Here is a 20,276-nt window from a genome sequence, read left to right on the forward strand (position 1 = left end):
CTAATGGCTACTATTCATGTAGACGGCAAAGAATACGAGGTAAACGGAGCAGACAACCTTCTTGAGGCGTGTCTCTCTTTAGGCCTTGATATTCCCTATTTTTGCTGGCATCCGGCGCTGGGGAGCGTGGGTGCGTGCCGCCAGTGTGCGGTGAAGCAATATCAAAACGCGGAAGACACGCGTGGCCGCCTGGTAATGTCCTGTATGACACCAGCATCAGACGGTACTTTTATCTCTATTGATGACGACGAAGCGAAGCAGTTCCGTGAAAGCGTGGTCGAGTGGTTGATGACCAACCACCCGCACGACTGCCCGGTCTGCGAAGAAGGGGGCAACTGCCACCTGCAGGATATGACCGTAATGACCGGTCACAGCTTCCGCCGCTATCGTTTTACCAAACGTACGCACCGTAATCAGGATCTCGGCCCGTTCATCTCTCACGAAATGAACCGCTGTATCGCCTGTTACCGCTGCGTGCGTTACTACAAAGACTACGCGGACGGCACGGATCTTGGCGTGTATGGCGCCCATGACAACGTCTACTTTGGTCGCCCGGAAGATGGCGTGCTTGAAAGCGAATTCTCCGGCAACCTGGTGGAAATTTGCCCGACCGGCGTATTCACCGATAAAACCCACTCCGAGCGTTATAACCGTAAGTGGGATATGCAGTTTGCGCCGAGCATCTGCCAGCAGTGCTCGCTGGGTTGCAACACCAGCCCTGGCGAACGTTATGGCGAACTGCGCCGCATTGAAAACCGTTACAACGGTACCGTTAACCACTATTTCCTTTGCGACCGTGGTCGTTTCGGCTATGGCTACGTCAACCTGAAAGACAGACCGCGTCAGCCGGTTCAACGCCGTGGCGATGATCTGATCACCCTTAACGCCGAGCAGGCGATGCAGGGTGCCGCGGATATTCTGCGTCAGTCGAAGAAAGTGATCGGTATCGGTTCTCCGCGCGCAAGCGTAGAGAGCAACTTCGCGCTGCGTGCATTAGTCGGCGCGGAAAACTTCTACACCGGCATTGCCAAAGGTGAGCAGGAACGTCTTGAGCTGGCGCTGAAAGTGCTGCGCGAAAGCGGCATCCGTACACCGGCGCTGCGTGAAATTGAATCTTACGACGCGGTTTTGATCCTCGGTGAAGATATCACCCAGACCGGCGCGCGCGTCTCGCTGGCGGTTCGCCAGGCGGTGAAAGGCAAAGCACGTGAAATGGCGGCGGCGCAGAAAGTGGCCGACTGGCAGATCGCGGCGATCATGAACATTGGTCAGCGCGCTAAACATCCGCTGTTCGTTACGAACGTCGACAGCACGCGTCTGGACGATATCGCGGCGTGGACCTACTGCGCACCGGTAGAAGACCAGGCTCGCTTAGGTTTCGCCATTGCGCATGCGCTGGACGACGCGTCCCCTGCGGTTGACGGTCTGAGCAACGACCTGAAAAGCAAAGTAGATGTGATTGTTCAGGCGCTGGCTGGAGCGAAAAAACCGCTGATTATCTCCGGAACTAACGCCGGGAGCACGGCGGTGATTCAGGCGGCAGCAAACGTTGCGAAAGCACTGAAAGGCCGTGGTTCCGATGTCGGCATCACCATGATTGCCCGTTCGGTGAACAGCATGGGGCTGGGGCTTATCGGCGGCGGTAGCCTCGATGACGCGCTGGCTGAGCTGGAAAGCGGCAGTGCTGACGCCGTTGTCGTGCTGGAAAACGATCTGCATCGTCACGCTTCTGCTGCCCGCGTTGACGCGGCGCTGGCGAAAGCGCCGCTGGTGCTGGTGGTTGATCATCAGCGCACCGCCATTATGGACAGCGCTCATCTGGTGCTCTCCGCCGCCAGCTTTGCTGAAAGCGATGGTACGGTTATCAACAACGAAGGCCGCGCGCAGCGCTTCTTCCAGGTTTACGATCCGACCTACTACGACAGCAAAACCCTGATGCTGGAAAGCTGGCGCTGGCTGCACTCGCTGCACAGCACCGTGCAAAACCGCGAAGTGGACTGGACACAGCTTGATCATGTGATCGACGCGGCTGTCGAAGCACTGCCGCAACTGGCCGGTATTAAAGACGCCGCGCCGGATGCCAGCTTCCGCATTCGTGGCCAGAAACTGGCGCGTGAACCGCACCGCTACAGTGGACGCACAGCAATGCGCGCCAATATCAGCGTGCACGAACTGCGTCAGCCGCAGGACAAAGACACCATGTTTGCTTTCTCAATGGAAGGGAACAACCAGCCGTCTGCCCCGCGTTCGCAAATCCCGTTTGCATGGGCGCCGGGCTGGAACTCCCCGCAGGCCTGGAACAAATTCCAGGACGAAGTGGGTGGTCATCTGCGTCACGGCGATCCGGGCGTACGCTTGATCGAAGCATCTGAAAGCGGTCTTGATTATTTCACTACCGTACCGGGCGCGTTCGAAGTGCAGGATGGAAAATGGCGTATCGCGCCTTACTATCACCTGTTTGGCAGTGACGAACTGTCGCAGCGTTCGCCGGTGTTCCAGAGCCGCATGCCGCAGCCGTACATCAAGCTGAATCCGGCAGACGCCGCGAAGCTTGGTGTGAACGCGGGTGCGCATATCTCCTTCACTTACGAAGGGCAGACTATCAGCCTGCCGTTGCAGGTTTCTGAAGGTCTGGCGGCAGGGCAGGTTGGTCTGCCGATGGGGATGCCGGGCATCGCGCCGGTACTGGCCGGAGCACGTCTTGAAAATCTGCAGGAGGCGCAAGCATGAGCTGGTTAACACCGGATGTTATCGACATTCTGTTAAGCATTCTGAAAGCGGTCGTCATTCTGCTGGTGGTGGTCACCTGCGGCGCGTTCATGAGCTTTGGTGAACGTCGTCTGCTCGGTCTGTTCCAGAACCGTTACGGGCCGAACCGCGTAGGCTGGGGTGGTTCACTCCAGCTGGTGGCGGACATGATCAAGATGTTCTTTAAAGAGGACTGGATCCCGCGCTTTTCGGACCGCGTGATTTTTACTCTTGCGCCAATGATTGCCTTTACCTCGCTGCTGTTAGCGTTCGCCATTGTGCCAGTCAGCCCGACCTGGGTAGTGGCCGACCTCAATATCGGGATCCTGTTCTTCCTGATGATGGCGGGTCTGGCCGTTTACGCGGTGCTGTTCGCTGGCTGGTCGAGTAACAACAAATACTCGTTGCTCGGTGCGATGCGTGCTTCCGCGCAGACCCTGAGCTATGAAGTGTTTCTCGGGCTTTCCCTGATGGGCGTGGTTGCGCAGGCCGGTTCATTCAACATGACCGACATCGTTAACAATCAGGCCGGTTTGTGGAACGTTATCCCGCAATTCTTTGGCTTTGTGACTTTCGCTATCGCGGGCGTTGCGGTGTGTCACCGTCACCCGTTTGACCAGCCGGAAGCGGAGCAGGAGCTGGCGGATGGTTACCACATCGAATATTCCGGTATGAAGTTCGGACTGTTCTTCGTCGGGGAATACATCGGTATCGTCACCATTTCCGCACTGATGGTCACGTTGTTCTTCGGTGGCTGGCAAGGGCCGTTCTTACCGCCATTCATCTGGTTCGCGCTGAAAACCGCGTTCTTTATGATGATGTTCATTTTGATCCGCGCCGCGCTGCCGCGTCCGCGTTATGACCAGGTGATGTCCTTCGGCTGGAAAGTCTGCCTGCCATTGACGCTGATTAACTTGCTGGGAACGGCGGCTGTCATTCTCTGGCAAGCGCAATAAGGGGTGAAAAGACCATGACTTTAAAAGAATTACTCGTGGGCTTCGGCACCCAGGTTCGTAGTATCTGGATGATTGGCCTGCATGCGTTCGCCAAACGTGAAACGCGTATGTACCCGGAAGAGCCGGTCTACCTGCCGCCGCGCTACCGTGGCCGTATCGTGCTGACGCGCGACCCGGACGGTTCCGAGCGCTGCGTTGCCTGTAACCTGTGTGCGGTAGCCTGCCCTGTCGGCTGTATCTCGCTGCAAAAAGCGGAGATGCAGGACGGCCGCTGGTATCCGGAATTTTTCCGTATCAACTTCTCACGCTGCATTTTCTGCGGCCTGTGCGAAGAAGCGTGCCCGACAACGGCAATTCAGCTCACCCCGGATTTCGAGATGGGCGAATACAAACGTCAGGATCTGGTGTACGAAAAAGAGGATCTGCTGATCTCCGGTCCGGGCAAATACCCGGAATATAACTTCTACCGGATGGCAGGTATGGCAATCGACGGCAAAGATAAAGGCGAAGCGGAAAATGAAGCCAAGCCTATCGACGTCAAGGGCCTGTTACCGTAAGGAGAGGGGCAATGGAGTTCGCTTTTTATATCTGTGGCCTGGTCGCCATCCTGACGACGGTACGCGTGATTACGCATACCAACCCGGTACACGCGTTGCTGTATCTGATTGTGTCTCTGCTGGCCATTGCCGGGGTCTTCTTTTCGCTCGGCGCGTACTTCGCCGGGGCGCTGGAGATCATCGTCTACGCCGGGGCCATCATGGTGCTGTTTGTGTTCGTTGTGATGATGCTAAACCTCGGCAATACCGTGGTCGAGCAGGAGCGCAACTGGCTGTCGCCGCAAATCTGGATTGGTCCGGCGCTGCTCTCCGCAGTGCTGCTGGCGGTGATGATTTACGCCATCCTCGGGGTTAACGATCAGGGCATCGAGGGTACGGCGATTGGCGCGAAAGCGGTGGGCATTACGCTGTTTGGTCCTTACGTACTGGCGGTAGAACTGGCGTCTATGCTGCTGCTGGCGGGGCTGGTTGTTGCTTTCCATCTGGGTCGCGAAGACAGACCTGGCGAAGTGCTGAGCAATCGCACGGAAGACCGCGCGAAAAGAAAAACGGAGGAGCACGCATGATCCCGTTGCAACATGGATTGATCCTCGCTGCGATTTTGTTTGTTTTGGGGCTGACCGGTCTGGTTATCCGCCGCAACCTGCTGTTTATGCTGATTGGGCTGGAAATCATGATTAACGCCGCTGCGCTGGCCTTTGTGGTCGCGGGCAGCTACTGGGGTCAGACCGACGGACAGGTGATGTATATTCTCGCCATTAGCCTCGCGGCTGCCGAAGCGAGCATTGGCCTGGCGTTGCTGCTGCAACTCCATCGTCGCCGCCAGAATCTGAATATCGATTCAGTAAGTGAGATGCGTGGATGAACATGCTCGCCTTAACCATTATTTTTCCTTTTATTGGCTTTGTGCTGTTGGCGTTTTCCCGTGGCCGCTGGTCGGAAAATGTTTCTGCAACCGTAGGTGTCGGGTCGATTGGTCTGGCTGCGCTGGTTACTGCGTATGCGGGCGTTGATTTCTTTAATAACGGTCAGCAACCTTTCGCAAAACCGCTGTGGACGTGGATGGCTGTCGGCGATTTCAACATCGGCTTCAATCTGGTGCTGGACGGCCTCTCTTTGACCATGCTTTCGGTGGTCACCGGAGTAGGCTTCCTGATCCACATGTTCGCTTCCTGGTATATGCGTGGTGAAGAGGGTTACTCCCGCTTCTTCGCCTACACCAACCTGTTTATCGCCAGCATGGTCGTTCTGGTGCTGGGTGATAACCTTTTGCTGATGTACCTCGGCTGGGAAGGCGTGGGTCTGTGCTCCTATCTGCTGATTGGTTTCTACTATACCGATCCGAAGAATGGCGCTGCGGCGATGAAAGCGTTTGTCGTCACCCGCGTGGGTGACGTGTTCCTCGCTTTCGCCCTGTTCATTCTTTACAACGAACTGGGCACGCTGAACTTCCGCGAGATGGTTGAACTGGCACCGCAGCACTTCGCCAACGGCAATAACATGCTGATGTGGGCGACGCTGATGCTGTTGGGCGGTGCGGTTGGTAAATCCGCACAGCTGCCGTTGCAGACCTGGCTTGCCGATGCGATGGCTGGCCCGACCCCGGTTTCTGCGCTGATCCACGCTGCGACAATGGTTACCGCCGGTGTCTACCTGATTGCACGTACGCACGGCTTGTTCCTGCTAACGCCGGAAGTACTGCATCTGGTCGGGATTGTCGGGGCGGTAACACTGCTGATGGCCGGTTTCGCCGCATTAGTGCAAACCGATATCAAACGTGTGCTCGCTTACTCCACCATGAGCCAGATTGGTTACATGTTCCTGGCGCTGGGTGTACAGGCGTGGGATGCGGCGATTTTCCACCTCATGACGCACGCGTTCTTTAAAGCGCTGCTGTTCCTCTCCTCCGGTTCGGTGATCCTCGCGTGTCATCACGAGCAGAACATCTTCAAAATGGGTGGCCTGCGTAAGTCGATTCCGCTGGTGTACGCTTGCTTCCTGGTCGGTGGCGCAGCGCTGTCAGCGTTGCCGATGATCACCGCAGGCTTCTTCAGTAAGGACGAAATCCTTGCCGGTGCAGTTGCGAATGGTCATATCAATCTGATGATTGCTGGCCTGGTCGGTGCCTTTATGACATCGCTCTACACCTTCCGTCTGATTTTCATTGTCTTCCACGGAAAAGAGCAAATCCACGCGCATGCAGGGAAGGGAATTACCCATCATCTGCCGCTGATTGTGCTGCTGGTGCTGTCTACTTTTGTTGGCGCAATGATCGTGCCGCCGCTGAAAGGCGTGTTGCCGGAAACCACCGAGCTTGCGCACAGCAGCGTCGTGATGCTGGAAGTGGCATCCGGTGCGGTAGCGATTATCGGTATCCTGCTGGCAGCATGGCTGTGGCTGGGTAATCGCACACTGGTGCATTCGATTGCCAACAGCGCTACGGGGCGTTTCTTCGGTACCTGGTGGTTCAATGCCTGGGGCTTCGACTGGCTTTACGATCGCGTCTTTGTGAAGCCATACCTCGGTGTTGCATGGTTGCTGAAGAGCGATCCGCTGAATGCGCTGATGAACATCCCGGCGATCCTTTCCCGCTTCGCAGGCAAAGGTCTGCTGTTTAGCGAGAACGGTTATCTGCGCTGGTATGTGGCATCCATGAGCATTGGCGCGGTTGTCGTGCTGGCGCTGTTGATGGTATTGCGCTGAGTTTGTTGGCCGGTTGAGTGCGCTTATCCGGCCTGCAAACGGAAAGAGAATTTTTAGAAATTCGTTGAAAATCTGGTCCGAATGGACAGGCGTTATCGGCGAAGTCAGAGTGGACACCGCCTGCGCAGAGCAACCGGAGCGTACAGATGTACGTGAGGATTGCGAGCACAGCCGGGGTTCGCTATGACGAGCAAGATAGCCTGAGGCGGACTTAAACAAGGAACAAAAATCGCCATGTTACTACCCTGGCTAATTCTGATTCCCTTTATCGGCGGCTTCCTCTGCTGGCAGACCGAGCGCTTCGGCGTGAAGGTGCCGCGCTGGATCGCGCTGATCACCATGGGACTGACGCTGGCGCTTTCTCTGCAACTCTGGTTGCAGGGCGGCTATTCTCTGACGCAAGTCACCGGCCTTCCGCAGTGGCAGGAAACGTTCAAGCATGACTGGATCCCGCGCTTTGGCATTAGCATTCATCTGGCAATGGATGGTTTGTCGCTGCTGATGGTGGTGCTGACCGGCTTCCTCGGCGTGCTGGCGGTGCTCTGCTCCTGGCGTGAAATCGAGAAATATCAGGGCTTCTTCCACCTGAACCTGATGTGGATCCTCGGCGGCGTTATCGGCGTGTTCCTTGCCATCGACATGTTCCTGTTCTTCTTCTTCTGGGAAATGATGCTGGTGCCGATGTACTTCCTGATCGCGCTGTGGGGCCACAAAGCCTCCGATGGGAAGACGCGTATTACCGCGGCGACCAAGTTCTTCATTTATACCCAGGCGAGCGGTCTGGTCATGCTGATTGCCATCCTGGCGCTGGTGCTGGTGCATTACAACGCGACCGGCGTATGGACTTTCGCTTACGAAGATCTGTTGAAGACGCCGATGTCCGGCAATGTCGAATATCTGCTGATGCTCGGCTTCTTCATCGCCTTTGCGGTAAAAATGCCGGTGGTGCCGCTGCACGGCTGGCTGCCAGACGCGCACTCGCAGGCACCGACCGCCGGTTCTGTTGACCTCGCGGGGATCTTGCTGAAAACCGCCGCCTACGGTCTGCTGCGCTTCTCGCTGCCGCTGTTCCCGAACGCGTCGGCAGAGTTTGCGCCTATCGCCATGTGGCTTGGCGTGATCGGCATCTTCTACGGCGCGTGGATGGCCTTCACCCAGACCGATATCAAACGTCTTATCGCCTACACCTCTGTGTCTCACATGGGTTTTGTGCTGATTGCTATCTACACCGGCAGCCAGCTTGCTTACCAGGGCGCGGTGATTCAGATGATTGCCCACGGTCTTTCCGCTGCGGGTCTGTTTATTCTGTGCGGCCAGCTCTACGAACGTCTGCATACGCGCGATATGCGTATGATGGGCGGCTTGTGGAGCAAAATTAAGTGGCTGCCAGCGCTGTCGATGTTCTTTGCCGTCGCAACGCTTGGGATGCCGGGTACCGGTAACTTCGTGGGTGAATTCATGATCCTCTTCGGCAGCTATCAGGTTGTGCCGACGATCACGGTGATTTCCACCTTCGGTCTGGTGTTCGCGTCGGTGTACTCGCTGGCGATGCTGCATCGTGCTTACTTCGGCAAGGCGAAAAGCGAACTCGCCAGCCAGGAACTGCGGGGTCTGTCGCTGCGCGAGCTGTTTATGATTCTGATCCTGGTTGTGCTTCTGGTACTGCTTGGCTTCTATCCGCAGCCGATTCTGGATACATCGCACGCCGCGATGGGCAATATCCAGCAGTGGTTTGTTAATTCTGTTACTACTACAAGGCCGTAAATCGCCATGACGATAACTCCACAACACCTGATTGCGCTGCTGCCGCTGCTAATCGTCGGATTGACGGTGGTGGTTGTGATGCTCTCCATTGCGTGGCGACGCAACCATTTTCTCAATGCCACGCTGTCGGTCATTGGCCTGAACGTCGCGCTGCTCTCTTTGTGGTTCGTCGGCCAGGCGGGGGCGATGGATGTCACCCCGCTGATGCGCGTCGATGGCTACGCCATGCTTTACACCGGGCTGGTGCTGCTGGCGAGCCTCGCCACTTGCACTTTTGCCTATCCGTGGCTGGAAGGGTATAGCGATAACAAAGAAGAGTTTTATCTGCTGGTACTGATTGCCGCGCTCGGCGGCATTCTGCTGGCGAACGCGAATCACATGGCGGCGCTGTTCCTCGGTATTGAGCTGATCTCTCTGCCGCTGTTCGGGCTGGTGGGCTACGCCTTCCGCCAGAAACGCTCGCTGGAAGCCAGTATCAAATACACCATTTTGTCCGCTGCCGCCTCCTCGTTCCTGCTGTTCGGTATCGCGCTGGTTTATGCGCAAACTGGCAACCTGTCGTTTGTCGCGATCGGTAAAAGCCTGGGCGAAGGGATGCTGCATGAACCGCTGCTGCTGGCGGGTCTGGGCATGATGATTGTCGGACTTGGCTTTAAACTCTCGCTGGTGCCGTTCCACCTGTGGACGCCAGACGTTTACCAGGGCGCGCCTGCTCCGGTGTCCACATTCCTGGCCACCGCCAGTAAAATCGCCATTTTTGGCGTGCTGATGCGTCTGTTCCTCTACGCACCGGTGGGGGAAAGCGAAGCGGTTCGCGTGGTTCTGGGTATCATCGCTTTCGTCTCCATCATCTTCGGTAACCTGATGGCGCTGAGCCAGACCAACATTAAACGTCTGCTGGGCTTCTCCTCTATTTCGCACCTGGGTTATCTGCTGGTGGCGCTGATTGCGCTGCAAGGCGGCCAGATGTCAATGGAAACCGTCGGTGTTTACCTGGCCGGTTATCTGTTCAGCAGCCTTGGCGCGTTCGGTGTGGTCAGCCTGATGTCCAGTCCGTATCGTGGCCCGGATGCAGAATCGCTTTACTCTTACCGTGGCTTGTTCTGGCACCGTCCGATCCTGTCTGCGGTAATGACGGTGATGATGCTGTCGCTGGCGGGTATTCCGATGACGCTGGGCTTTATCGGTAAGTTCTACATTCTGGCGGTCGGCGTTGAAGCGCATCTGTGGTGGCTGACTGCCGCAGTGGTGCTGGGCTCGGCGATTGGTTTGTATTACTACCTGCGCGTGGCGGTGAGTCTCTACCTGAACGCACCGCAACAGTTGAACCGCGATGCACCGTCTAACTGGGCTTACAGCGCAGGCGGGATCGTGGTGCTTATCTCCGCGCTGCTGGTACTGCTGTTAGGTATCTATCCGCAGCCGCTAATCAGCATCGTTCAACTGGCGATGCCGATAATGTAAGGCCTGGAAACAGGTAAAGAAAAACCGCCGGTATCGGCGGTTTTTTTATGGGCTAACCAAATAAACGTGGAACGATTATTTCGCCAGCAGCGGGGTAGACGTTACCTGATGGTGGCTGATCAGCGGGCCGCGAATATTATTCGCAGCGCGATCCAGCACTTCCTGAATCACGGAAGAGAGTTCGTTAATCTCGAACTTCGCCACGTAACCGTCTGCCTGCACTTTCCGCACGTGATCTTCGTTAGCGCTACCGGAGAGGGACGAGTGGATCACCACCGGGATGTTTTTCAAACGCGGATCGGTTTTGATCAGGCGCGTTAAGGTAAAGCCATCCATCTCCGGCATCTCAAGGTCGGTCAGAACCATTGAGATCTTATCGCTTACTGGAACACCTTCCGCATCGGCCTGCTGCGCCATCAACTGGATTTTTTCCCACGCGTCTTTACCGGTGATATGCATTGCATTCGGGATCTGCATGGCGTTGAGGCCTTTTTCCAGCATCGCGCGCGCCACTTTGGAGTCTTCCGCCACAATGGCAACAGAGCCCGGTTTCAGGTTGAATTTCTTGTCCGGCACATGATCGCCGTGGACGTCATGATCCGCAGGCACGATGTCATAGAGGATCTGCTCAACGTCCAGCACCATCGCCAGGTTGTTGGTATCCTTATCGTCATCCAGGCAGGCAATACTCGTGATGTAGCGACCATTGATCGCTTTTTCGGCCGTGTGCACCTGTTTCCAGTCCAGGCGAATAATATTTTCCACGGACTCAACGGCAAATGCCTGCACGCTACGGGCATATTCCGTAATCAGTAAGATGTTCAGACCGCTTGCAGGTTTACAACCCGCAACGGCGGCAAGGTCAATCACCGGGATCACCTGATCGCGGATGTTAACCATCCCCATCAGCGGCGCTTTCATCCCTGCGGGACGGGTAAAGGTGGGCATCGGTACGATTTCGCGTAGCTTAAACACGTTGATGCCAAATAACTCGGATTTGGTGGCATCTAACGATGTGCCAAGGCGAAACAGCAACAGCTCAAACCGGTTCGACAGAGTAAGATTCGCCCTGTCATCGATGTCTTTCTGGAAATTGTCCATCATGCCCTCAAATAGGAAATGCCTGCGTATATCTATTATCGGCATGGTGGAGAAAAAATAGAGTGCCTAAATTAAAATCAAATGTGAACTACCGCAAAATCTTCAGCCAATGTCGTTTGCGAAAAGTACGTTTTACACTCGGCGAGCATCGCCTGGCTGCCCTGTTCGTCATAACGTGAACTGAGATGGGTAATCACCAACTTTTTTGCGCCTGCATCAGCGGCGAGCTGCGCCGCCTGGCGGGTTGAACTGTGTCCCCGGCTGTTCGCTTTTTCCTCCATTACCTGCTCAAGCGTGGCTTCATGCACCAGTAAATCAACGCCTTGCGCCAGTTCCAGCGCGGTCGGGCAGGGCGCGGTGTCGCCAAAAATCGCCAGTTTTTTTCCGCTTTCTGCCGGGGCAAGATAATCCGCGCCATTGACGATACGTCCGTCAGGCAGCGTGACGGTTTTCCCCTCTTTTAATTGCTGGAACAGCGGCCCGGCCGGGATGCCCTGCGCTTTTAACGCCGCCGCGTTCAGCGCGCCGGGTTTATCATGCTCTTCAATACGATAGCCGTAGCACTCAACCGGGTGCGACAGCGGATAAGCAGTCACTTTGCGCAAGCCATCATCAACGACCAGCCCGGGCGTCACTTCCTCAATTGTCAGCGGGTAATCGGTCCATGAACCGCTAAGCCGCAGCGTGGTTTCTACAAACTCGCGGATCCCTTTTGGGCCGTAAATCTGCAGCGGCTGAACATTCCCGGCCATTGAGCGGCTGCATAGCAACCCAGGCAGTCCAAAAAGATGATCGCCGTGCAGGTGAGTAATAAAAATTTTATCGAGCTTGCCGGGGTGAAAGGCGGTGCGCAGCATCTGGTGCTGGGTTCCTTCGCCGCAATCAAACAGCCAAAGCCCGGCGCGGGTTGGGTGTTGTAAATTGAGCAGCATCGCCGTGACATTACGCGTCCGTGTAGGTACGCCCGCAGAGGTGCCTAAGAAAATCAGTTCCACAATCTTTGCCCGAATGAAAAAGAATCTAGTATAACGAGGTCACTATAAATGAGGAGAACAACATGATCCGCTGGCAGGATGTGCACCATTCCGAACTGACCGTTTCTGAGTTGTATGCGTTACTGAAATTGCGCTGCGAAGTGTTTGTGGTTGAGCAGGCTTGCGCTTATCTGGATGTGGATGGTGAGGACCTGGTGGGCGAGAACCGCCATCTTCTCGGCTGGAAAGGTGACGAACTGGTGGCGTATGCGAGGATTCTGAAAAGTGATGATGATCTCTCACCGGTGGCTATCGGCCGGGTGATTGTCAGTGCGCAGGTTCGCGGCGAAAAACTGGGCTATCAGTTGATGGAACGCGCGGTGCTTTCTTGCGAGCAACACTGGCCGCAGCACGCGCTATATCTGGGCGCGCAGGCGCATCTGCAATCTTTCTATGCCCATTTTGGTTTTCAACCCGTTACCGATGTGTATGACGAAGATGGTATTGCACATATCGGGATGGCGCGCGAGATCCGCCAGGCGTAACCGACAGCCTTTGTCTATAGTTAGCGGACAGGTGCATAACATGGAGACAACAGATGGCATATCATTCTTATGAATCACATATTGATGACGACCTGACCCTGCTGAGCGAAACGCTGGAAGAAATTCTCCGCTCATCGGGCGACCCCGCAGATCAAAAGTACATTGAGTTGAAGGCCCGTGCCGAACAGGCACTGCATGAAGTGAAAAACCGCGTCAGCAGTGCATCGGATACGTACTACTACCGGGCGAAAAAAGCCGTTTATCGTGCAGATGACTACGTGCATGAAAAACCGTGGCAGGGCATTGGTGCCGGTGCCGCAGTAGGTCTGGTGCTCGGTCTGCTGTTAGCCCGCCGCTAACGTTTCACTTCCCCTCCCTGGAAGGGGGTACTGTTATTACGCTAAGTACCCCGTATACTATGTGGTTTTTAACAGGGAGGGGCTCGCGTGTACTCCATTTCCTCGGCGCTTTCACACTTACACCGTTGCCTGACCGATGACATTCCCCGGTCGTCAGGATTTTGCTTTTTTGATGCCCCTTTCCCCCTAAACGACGCTTTTGATCCTCTGACCTGGCTTGCCAGCCAGCGCGTGTGGCCACAATTTTACTGGCAGCAACGTAGCGGTGATGACGAAGCCGCCGCGCTTGGCGCATTGCGCCGTTTCTCTTCTTTACCCCTGGCGCAAGATTTTTTGCAGCAATGCGCTGAAGATGTCCGCATCTGGGGGCTTAACGCGTTTGATCCCACACAAGGCGAACTGTTTTTACCGCGTCTGGAGTGGCGTCGGGAAGGCGGTCACGCTTTTCTGCGTGTCTATATTTTCAGTGAGACGTCCCTGTATGATGACGCGCAGCGCGCGCTCACGTTTCTCTCGGCACTGGTGGAATCGACACCGCTGCAAAACGTGCAGCAAACGTGCCTTGAGCAGCGTCACATCCCCGAGCGCGATGGCTGGCGAACGCTGATTGCGCAGGCGTTGCAAACGCTGGAAAGCGGTGAGCTGGATAAAGTCGTACTCGCCCGCGCAACGGATTACCATTTTGCCAGCTCGGTGGACGCCGCCGCGTTGATGGCCGCCAGCCGTCGCCTCAATCATCACTGTTTTCATTTCATGATGGCGTTTAATGCGCAAACGGCCTTTTTAGGCTCAACGCCTGAGCGGCTGTGGCGTCGCCGTGGTAGCGCCTTACGCACTGAAGCGCTGGCCGGAACGGTTGCTAATCGTGAAGATGACCAGCAGGCGCAACAGCTTGCCGACTGGCTAATGGCTGATGACAAAAACCAGCGTGAAAATATGCTGGTGGTGGAAGATATCTGCCAGCGTTTACAGCAGCAAACCGGTGCGCTGGAAGTGCTGCCGCCGAAAGTGGTCCGGCTGCGTAAAGTACAGCATCTTCGCCGCTGTATCTGGACCGATCTGCAAAAGCCGGATGACGCACTCTGTCTGCAAATGCTCCAGCCAACAGCGGCAGTTGCGGGATTGCCGCGCCGTGAAGCGCGGGCATTTATTGCGCGTCATGAGCCTTTTCAGCGTGAGTGGTATGCCGGTTCGGCGGGTTATCTTTCGCGGCAACAGAGTGAGTTCTGCGTTGCCCTGCGTTCGGCAAAAATTGACGGCAATACCGTACGTCTTTATGCCGGTGCAGGCATTGTTTCCGGTTCAGACGCGGAGCAAGAGTGGCAGGAAATTGAGAACAAAGCGGCGGGATTGCGATCATTACTACAACTTAGTCACGCATAACCGACTCATATCAAAAATACATAGTTCCTGATTATTTATACTAAGCCGTAATATTGATACCGGACAAATTCATGTCGATAAGCTCATTTAACCGACGCTGGGCGGCGGTGATCCTCGAAGCCCTTACCCGTCACGGCGTCAGGCATGTGTGTATTGCCCCCGGATCCCGTTCCACCCCATTAACGCTGGCCGCAGCGGAAAATCACGCCTTTATTCATCACACCCATTTTGATGAACGTGGTTTAGGCCACCTTGCGCTGGGGCTGGCAAAGGCCAGCAATGAGCCGGTGGCGGTGATCGTGACATCCGGCACGGCGGTTGCGAATCTTTATCCCGCACTGATTGAAGCGGGGCTGACCGGTGAAAAGCTGGTGCTGCTGACGGCAGATCGACCGCCGGAGTTGATTGATTGCGGTGCTAACCAGGCAATTCGCCAGCCGGGCATGTTTGCCACGCATCCTGCTGAATCTCTCGCGCTCCCGCGTCCGTCGCAGGACATTCCTGCGCGCTGGCTGGTTTCCACCCTTGATAACCTGCTGGATTCGTTACAGGGCGGCGCGGTACATATTAACTGCCCGTTTGCCGAGCCGCTGTACGGTGAAATGGATGATACCGGCCTTGCCTGGCAGCAGGCGCTGGGTGACTGGTGGCAGGCAGACACGCCATGGTTGCGTGTACCGAATAGGGTGAGCAGCGAAACGCAGCGCGACTGGTTTTTCTGGCGACAAAAACGCGGCGTGATAGTGGCAGGGCGCATGAGCGCGGCTGAAGGCCGTTTGCTTGCTGAATGGGCGAAAACGCTCGGCTGGCCGCTGATTGGTGATGCGCTTTCGCAGACCGGGCAACCGCTGCCGTGCGCCGATCTCTGGCTCGGTAATGGCCAGGCAGTGGCAGAGCTGAATCAGGCGCAGATTGTGTTGCAGTTTGGTAGCAGCCTGACCGGCAAACGTCTGTTGCAGTGGCAGGCGACCTGCGAACCGGAAGAGTACTGGCTGATTGACCGCCTGCAAGGGCGGCTCGATCCGGCCCATCATCGCGGGCGTCGACTGGTTTCCAGCGTTGCCGACTGGCTGGAGCAGCATCCGGCTGAACCGCGTGCGCCGTGGTGCGAGGCGATCCCACGCCTTTCGGCGCAGGCCTGGGAAATCGTTTGTGCGAAGCGTGATATTTTTGGCGAGGCGCAACTGGCGCATCGTATCGCGGATTATTTGCCAGCCCAGGGTCAACTTTTTCTTGGAAACAGCCTGGTCGTGCGGCTGGTCGATGCACTGGGGCAGCTCCCGGCGGGATACCCGGTTTACAGCAATCGCGGCGCCAGCGGTATTGACGGCTTGCTTTCAACGGCGGCGGGCGTTCAGCGCGCCACTGCGCGGCCTACGCTGGCGATTGTGGGCGATCTCTCCGCGCTTTACGATCTCAACGCGCTGGCGCTGCTGCGGCAGGCTTCTGCGCCGTTCGTCCTGCTGGTGGTGAATAACAATGGTGGGCAAATTTTCTCGTTACTGCCCACGCCGCCCGCCGAGCGCGAGCAGTTTTATTTGATGCCGCAGAATGTCCATTTTGCGCATGCGGCGGCGATGTTTAATCTGGCTTACCATCAACCGGAGAATTGGGCTGAGCTTGAGCAGGCGCTCGAAGGGGCCTGGTGCAAGCCAGGTGCGACGGTGATTGAACTGGTGGTGAACGCAACCGACGGCGCGCAGACGTTACAAACGCTGCTGGCGCAGGTGAGCCATCTGTGATCCTGCACGGTAAAACCATTAGTGGACACCAGCCGCAACCGTGGCTGGTGTTTCTGCATGGTTTTTCCGGCGATAACCGCGAGTGGCAACCCGTTGGCGACGCGCTGAGTGATTTCCCGCGCTTGTACCTCGATCTGCCTGGACATGGCGGTTCAGCACATATTGGCGTTGCGTCCTTTGATGCGCTGGACGCGCTGCTGCGCACCACCCTTGAGTATTACAACATACGCAACTACTGGCTGGTGGGGTATTCGCTTGGTGGGCGCGTGGCGATGTACCACGCATGCCTGCATCCTGCCGGGCTGTGCGGTCTGGTGGTTGAAGGTGGTCACCCGGGACTGACATCCGCTGACGATCGCGCACAGCGGCTGCGTAATGATCAGCAGTGGGCTGCGCGTTTTCGCCAGCAGCCATTGAGTGAGGTATTTGACGCCTGGTACCGGCAACCCGTTTTTGCCACGCTGAGCGAATCGCAACGAGCGGCGCTGGTGGCCACACGCGGCGAGAATAACGGCGCAACGCTGGCGGCGATGCTGGAGGCAACTTCGCTTGCCTGCCAGCCTGATTTGCGCGCCGCACTTCAGACACTTTCTGTGCCAGTACATTATTTATACGGTGAACATGACAGCAAATTTCAGGCGCTGGCGACGCAAGTCTCGCGCCACTGTCACGCCATTCCTGCCGCCGGGCACAACGCGCACCGGGAAAATCCCGCTGCCGTTATTGCCGCCCTGGCGCGTATTCTGCGTCTTGAGACAAAGGACACACTATGATCCACCCAGATGAAAACATGCTTTATGCGCCGGTTGAATGGCGTGACTGTTCTGAAGGTTACACCGACATCCGTTATCAGAAATCGGCTGATGGTATTGCCAAGATCACCATTAACCGCCCGCAGGTGCGCAATGCGTTTCGCCCGCTGACGGTTAAAGAGATGATTCAGGCCATGGCTGATGCGCGTTATGACGACAGCGTGGGCGTGATAATTCTGACCGGCGAAGGGGATAAAGCCTTCTGTTCCGGCGGCGATCAAAAAGTGCGCGGCGATTACGGCGGCTACCAGGATGACTCCGGTGTGCATCATCTCAACGTGCTGGATTTCCAGCGCCAGATCCGCACCTGCCCGAAACCGGTGGTGGCGATGGTGGCGGGTTACTCCATCGGCGGCGGTCACGTGCTGCACATGATGTGCGATCTGACCATCGCGGCGGAAAACGCTATTTTCGGCCAGACCGGCCCGAAAGTCGGCTCTTTCGATGGTGGCTGGGGGGCGTCTTACATGGCGCGCATCGTTGGGCAGAAAAAAGCGCGCGAAATCTGGTTCCTCTGCCGTCAGTACGATGCCAAACAGGCGCTCGATATGGGACTTGTCAACACCGTTGTGCCGGTTGCCGATCTTGAGAAAGAGACCGTGCGCTGGTGTCGCGAAATGCTGCAAAACAGCCCAATGGCGCTGCGCTGCCTGAAAGCTGCGCTGAACGCCGACTGCGATGGTCAGGCGGGCCTGCAGGAGCTGGCGGGTAACGCCACCATGCTGTTCTACATGACCGAAGAAGGTCAGGAAGGCCGCAATGCGTTTAACGAAAAACGCCAGCCTGATTTCAGCAAATTCAAACGGAATCCATAATGCGACAGGCGCAGGTTTACCGCTGGCAAATCCCGCTTGATGCGGGCGTGGTGCTGCGTGAGCGGCGCCTGAAAACACGTGACGGGTTGTTCGTTCATCTCACCGAGGGCGAGCGTGAAGGCTGGGGGGAAATTTCCCCTCTGCCGGGGTTTAGCCTGGAAACGCTGGATGACGTTCAACCGGTTGTGATGGCGTGGGCGCGTAGCTGGCGCGATGGCGAACAGCCACCGCTGCCGGATGCGCCTTCTGCGGCATTTGGTTTGAGTTGCGCGCTGGCAGAGCTTAGCGATGCGCTGCCGCAGGCGGCGGATTACCGCGCCGCGATGCTGTGTAGCGGTGACCCGGATGAGCTGTTCGCCGCGCTTGCTGCTTTGCCGGGTGAGAAGCTGGCGAAAGTGAAAGTGGGGCTCTATGAAGCAGTGCGTGACGGCATGGTGGTCAACTTGCTGCTGGAGTCGATTCCCGATCTCTATTTGCGCCTCGATGCTAACCGCGCCTGGACGCCGCTGAAAGCGCAACAGTTTGCGAAGTATGTCAATCCGGCTTACCGCTCGCGCATTGCGTTTCTTGAAGAGCCCTGTAAGACGCGCGAGGAATCACTGGCGTTTGCCCGCGAGACCGGCATTACCCTCGCCTGGGATGAGAGCCTGCGTGACGCGGACTTTTGTTTTGAGCAGCAGCCCGGCGTCGGCGCCGTGGTGATTAAACCGATGCTGACCGGCAGTTTACAGAAAGTCCAGCAACAGGTCGCTGCGGCGAAAGCGCTGGGGCTGACGACCGTTATCAGTTCGTCAATCGAATCGAGCCTTGGCCTGACGCAACTGGCGCGTATCGCCGCCTGGCTGACGCCGGGAACGGTGCCGGGTCTCGATACGCTGCAATTAATGCAAACGCAGTTGATTCGCCGCTGGCCTGAGAGTGATTTACCCTGCTTGCAGGTTGATGCGCTGGAACCATTGCTATGATTTTTCCCGACTGGCCCTGGCGTCACTGGCGCACGCTACAAGGCGAGCAGGCGGCGATTCGCCTTGAGCAGCAAAGCCTTAACTGGCGTGAGCTTTGTGTGCGTATTGACAGGCTTGCCAGCGGGTTTGCCCGCCAGGGTGTGCAGCCGGGCGATGGCGTCATGTTACGCGCGCGCAACCAGCCAGAGACGTTGCTGGCGTGGCTGGCGCTGTTGCAATGCGGTGCGCGGGTTATACCGCTGAACCCGCAGTTACCCGCCACGCAACTGGAGGCGCAGTTAGGGCAGTTGACACTGCGTTTTGCGCTCGACCTGGAGTCGCACGCGGTGTACGCCGGTTTAACATCGCTGGCGTTAAGCGAGGCTGACGGCGATTATGCCGTTGACTGGCAGCCTCAACGGCTGGCGTCAATGACCCTGACTTCCGGTTCTACCGGGTTGCCAAAAGCCGCCGTGCATACCTGCGCGGCGCATCTTGCCAGTGCGCAGGGCGTACTGGCGCTGATCCCGTTTACCGCGAAAGACGACTGGCTTCTCTCGTTGCCGCTGTTTCATGTGTCCGGGCAAGGGATTTTATGGCGCTGGCTGCTGGCTGGCGCGCGGATCACCGTGCGGCAAAAAGCGCCGCTGGAGCAGGCGCTGGCCGGGTGCAGCCACGCCTCGCTGGTTCCAACGCAGCTGTGGCGCTTGTTGAATGACAAGGTTCCGGTCTCGCTGAAAGCAGTGTTACTGGGTGGTGCAGCGATCCCCGTCGAACTCACGCAGCAGGCACGCGAGCGCGGGATCCGCAGCTGGTGTGGTTACGGTTTAACTGAATTTGCCTCGACGGTGTGTGCGAAAGAAGCCGATGGCAAACCTGATGTCGGCTACGCGCTGCCAGGGCGTGAAGTGAAAATTGTCGGCGAGGAAGTCTGGCTGCGTGCCGCCAGCATGGCGTCGGGTTACTGGTGCAACGGAGAACTCCTGCCGCTGGTAAACAGTGAAGGCTGGTTTGCCACGCGCGATCGCGGCGAGCTGAACGATGGTCGCCTGACCATTCACGGTCGTCTTGACAATCTTTTTTTCAGCGGCGGGGAAGGCATTCAACCAGAAGAAGTTGAACGCGTTATTGCCCGCCACCCGCAGGTGCAGCAGGTGCTGGTGGTACCGGTGGATGACGCGGAATTTGGTCAACGTCCGGTGGCGGTGGTGGAGTGCGAAGGTGACGTAAATGCCGATGCGCTGAGCCAATGGGTCGCTGATAAACTGGCCCGTTTCCAGCAGCCGGTACGCTGGCTGCTGTTGCCTGCAGCGCTTAAAAATGGCGGTATTAAGATCTCCCGGCGCGCCGTTCAGCAGTGGGTTAGCACCCTTGACGGCAACACGTAAAAATAGCGGCAGGACTATTTT

Annotated in this window: 18 protein-coding genes; 16 read left to right on the forward strand and 2 right to left on the reverse strand. The window is 56.9% G+C overall.

The genetic code is table 11. The features are described from left to right. The first annotated feature begins 3 nt into the window (after positions 1 to 3). The 8 genes from nuoG to nuoN all read left to right on the forward strand — a co-directional run bounded on the left by nuoG (position 4) and on the right by nuoN (position 10,192). Entirely contained in the window at positions 4 to 2,730 is a 2,727-nt protein-coding gene (nuoG, locus tag JKP81_RS01520; RefSeq protein ID WP_200550342.1) for an NADH-quinone oxidoreductase subunit NuoG, read from the forward strand. Continuing rightward, the gene (gene nuoH / locus JKP81_RS01525; RefSeq protein WP_200550343.1) at positions 2,727 to 3,704 is read left to right on the forward strand and encodes an NADH-quinone oxidoreductase subunit NuoH; all 978 of its coding nucleotides are present in this window, start codon (positions 2,727 to 2,729) and stop codon (positions 3,702 to 3,704) included. Before nuoG ends, nuoH begins: the two co-directional genes overlap by 4 nt. Before the next feature lie 14 nt (positions 3,705 to 3,718). Further along, positions 3,719 to 4,261 (forward strand): NADH-quinone oxidoreductase subunit NuoI, encoded by a 543-nt coding sequence (gene nuoI / locus JKP81_RS01530; protein ID WP_017458593.1) that lies wholly within the window; start codon positions 3,719 to 3,721, stop codon positions 4,259 to 4,261. An 11-nt stretch (positions 4,262 to 4,272) separates the two neighbouring features. Next, complete coding sequence (gene nuoJ / locus JKP81_RS01535) at positions 4,273 to 4,827, forward strand: NADH-quinone oxidoreductase subunit J (protein WP_200550344.1); 555 nt, start codon at positions 4,273 to 4,275, stop codon at positions 4,825 to 4,827. After that, positions 4,824 to 5,126, forward strand: coding sequence for an NADH-quinone oxidoreductase subunit NuoK (gene nuoK, locus JKP81_RS01540; RefSeq protein WP_002463445.1), 303 nt, complete (start codon positions 4,824 to 4,826; stop codon positions 5,124 to 5,126). The genes nuoJ and nuoK overlap by 4 nt, the downstream gene beginning before the upstream one ends. Next, a complete protein-coding gene (gene nuoL / locus JKP81_RS01545; RefSeq protein ID WP_200550345.1) occupies positions 5,123 to 6,964 on the forward strand; it encodes an NADH-quinone oxidoreductase subunit L in 1,842 nt (613 codons plus the stop codon). The genes nuoK and nuoL overlap by 4 nt, the downstream gene beginning before the upstream one ends. Before the next feature lie 234 nt (positions 6,965 to 7,198). Continuing rightward, a complete protein-coding gene (nuoM, locus tag JKP81_RS01550) occupies positions 7,199 to 8,728 on the forward strand; it encodes an NADH-quinone oxidoreductase subunit M (RefSeq protein WP_020454522.1) in 1,530 nt (509 codons plus the stop codon). A 6-nt stretch (positions 8,729 to 8,734) separates the two neighbouring features. Beyond that, the gene (nuoN, locus tag JKP81_RS01555) at positions 8,735 to 10,192 is read left to right on the forward strand and encodes an NADH-quinone oxidoreductase subunit NuoN (RefSeq protein WP_200550346.1); all 1,458 of its coding nucleotides are present in this window, start codon (positions 8,735 to 8,737) and stop codon (positions 10,190 to 10,192) included. Between the two features lie 75 nt (positions 10,193 to 10,267). Here the strand turns inward: nuoN and JKP81_RS01560 are convergent, their stop codons facing one another. Together JKP81_RS01560 and rbn are read right to left on the reverse strand one after the other, a co-directional pair. Then, on the reverse strand, positions 10,268 to 11,293 hold the full coding sequence (locus JKP81_RS01560) for a chemotaxis protein (protein ID WP_025263901.1): 1,026 nt from the start codon (positions 11,291 to 11,293) through the stop codon (positions 10,268 to 10,270). 77 nt (positions 11,294 to 11,370) lie between these two features. Continuing rightward, positions 11,371 to 12,288, reverse strand: a complete 918-nt coding sequence (gene rbn / locus JKP81_RS01565) for a ribonuclease BN (protein WP_200550347.1) — start codon at positions 12,286 to 12,288, stop codon at positions 11,371 to 11,373. Between the two features lie 62 nt (positions 12,289 to 12,350). On the opposite strand from rbn, the gene JKP81_RS01570 reads away from it, so the two are divergent. The 8 genes from JKP81_RS01570 to menE all read left to right on the forward strand — a co-directional run bounded on the left by JKP81_RS01570 (position 12,351) and on the right by menE (position 20,255). Next, positions 12,351 to 12,812: a GNAT family N-acetyltransferase gene (locus JKP81_RS01570; RefSeq protein ID WP_200550348.1), complete on the forward strand. Its 462-nt coding sequence runs from the start codon at positions 12,351 to 12,353 to the stop codon at positions 12,810 to 12,812. A gap of 53 nt (positions 12,813 to 12,865) precedes the next feature. Continuing rightward, positions 12,866 to 13,171, forward strand: a complete 306-nt coding sequence (gene elaB / locus JKP81_RS01575; RefSeq protein ID WP_017458585.1) for a stress response protein ElaB — start codon at positions 12,866 to 12,868, stop codon at positions 13,169 to 13,171. Between the two features lie 87 nt (positions 13,172 to 13,258). Beyond that, positions 13,259 to 14,554 carry an isochorismate synthase MenF gene (gene menF, locus JKP81_RS01580; RefSeq protein ID WP_200550349.1) on the forward strand — a complete coding sequence of 432 codons (1,296 nt, stop codon included), beginning with the start codon at positions 13,259 to 13,261 and terminating at the stop codon, positions 14,552 to 14,554. A 71-nt stretch (positions 14,555 to 14,625) separates the two neighbouring features. After that, positions 14,626 to 16,296 carry a 2-succinyl-5-enolpyruvyl-6-hydroxy-3-cyclohexene-1-carboxylic-acid synthase gene (gene menD, locus JKP81_RS01585; RefSeq protein ID WP_200550350.1) on the forward strand — a complete coding sequence of 557 codons (1,671 nt, stop codon included), beginning with the start codon at positions 14,626 to 14,628 and terminating at the stop codon, positions 16,294 to 16,296. Beyond that, a complete protein-coding gene (menH, locus tag JKP81_RS01590) occupies positions 16,293 to 17,069 on the forward strand; it encodes a 2-succinyl-6-hydroxy-2,4-cyclohexadiene-1-carboxylate synthase (RefSeq protein WP_200550351.1) in 777 nt (258 codons plus the stop codon). Before menD ends, menH begins: the two co-directional genes overlap by 4 nt. After that, positions 17,066 to 17,923, forward strand: coding sequence for a 1,4-dihydroxy-2-naphthoyl-CoA synthase (gene menB, locus JKP81_RS01595; protein ID WP_017458581.1), 858 nt, complete (start codon positions 17,066 to 17,068; stop codon positions 17,921 to 17,923). Before menH ends, menB begins: the two co-directional genes overlap by 4 nt. Continuing rightward, positions 17,923 to 18,888 (forward strand): o-succinylbenzoate synthase, encoded by a 966-nt coding sequence (gene menC, locus JKP81_RS01600; protein ID WP_200550352.1) that lies wholly within the window; start codon positions 17,923 to 17,925, stop codon positions 18,886 to 18,888. The genes menB and menC overlap by 1 nt, the downstream gene beginning before the upstream one ends. Beyond that, positions 18,885 to 20,255, forward strand: coding sequence for an o-succinylbenzoate--CoA ligase (menE, locus tag JKP81_RS01605; protein WP_200550353.1), 1,371 nt, complete (start codon positions 18,885 to 18,887; stop codon positions 20,253 to 20,255). Before menC ends, menE begins: the two co-directional genes overlap by 4 nt. Positions 20,256 to 20,276 lie beyond the last annotated feature (21 nt).

It is taken from the genome of Kosakonia sp. LAM2021 (genome assembly GCF_016620385.1).
GTDB lineage: Bacteria > Pseudomonadota > Gammaproteobacteria > Enterobacterales > Enterobacteriaceae > Kosakonia > Kosakonia sacchari.

Bases quoted from the DNA above. Each gene is read 5' to 3' on its own strand.
- nuoG (WP_200550342.1), top strand. From the start codon at position 4: ATGGCTACTATTCATGTAGACGGCAAAGAATACGAGGTAAACGGAGCA.
- nuoH (WP_200550343.1), top strand. From the start codon at position 2,727: ATGAGCTGGTTAACACCGGATGTTATCGACATTCTGTTAAGCATTCTG.
- nuoI (WP_017458593.1), top strand. From the start codon at position 3,719: ATGACTTTAAAAGAATTACTCGTGGGCTTCGGCACCCAGGTTCGTAGT.
- nuoJ (WP_200550344.1), top strand. From the start codon at position 4,273: ATGGAGTTCGCTTTTTATATCTGTGGCCTGGTCGCCATCCTGACGACG.
- nuoK (WP_002463445.1), top strand. From the start codon at position 4,824: ATGATCCCGTTGCAACATGGATTGATCCTCGCTGCGATTTTGTTTGTT.
- nuoL (WP_200550345.1), top strand. From the start codon at position 5,123: ATGAACATGCTCGCCTTAACCATTATTTTTCCTTTTATTGGCTTTGTG.
- nuoM (WP_020454522.1), top strand. From the start codon at position 7,199: ATGTTACTACCCTGGCTAATTCTGATTCCCTTTATCGGCGGCTTCCTC.
- nuoN (WP_200550346.1), top strand. From the start codon at position 8,735: ATGACGATAACTCCACAACACCTGATTGCGCTGCTGCCGCTGCTAATC.
- JKP81_RS01560 (WP_025263901.1), bottom strand. From the start codon at position 11,293: ATGGACAATTTCCAGAAAGACATCGATGACAGGGCGAATCTTACTCTG.
- JKP81_RS01570 (WP_200550348.1), top strand. From the start codon at position 12,351: ATGATCCGCTGGCAGGATGTGCACCATTCCGAACTGACCGTTTCTGAG.
- elaB (WP_017458585.1), top strand. From the start codon at position 12,866: ATGGCATATCATTCTTATGAATCACATATTGATGACGACCTGACCCTG.
- menD (WP_200550350.1), top strand. From the start codon at position 14,626: ATGTCGATAAGCTCATTTAACCGACGCTGGGCGGCGGTGATCCTCGAA.
- menB (WP_017458581.1), top strand. From the start codon at position 17,066: ATGATCCACCCAGATGAAAACATGCTTTATGCGCCGGTTGAATGGCGT.
- menC (WP_200550352.1), top strand. From the start codon at position 17,923: ATGCGACAGGCGCAGGTTTACCGCTGGCAAATCCCGCTTGATGCGGGC.
- menE (WP_200550353.1), top strand. From the start codon at position 18,885: ATGATTTTTCCCGACTGGCCCTGGCGTCACTGGCGCACGCTACAAGGC.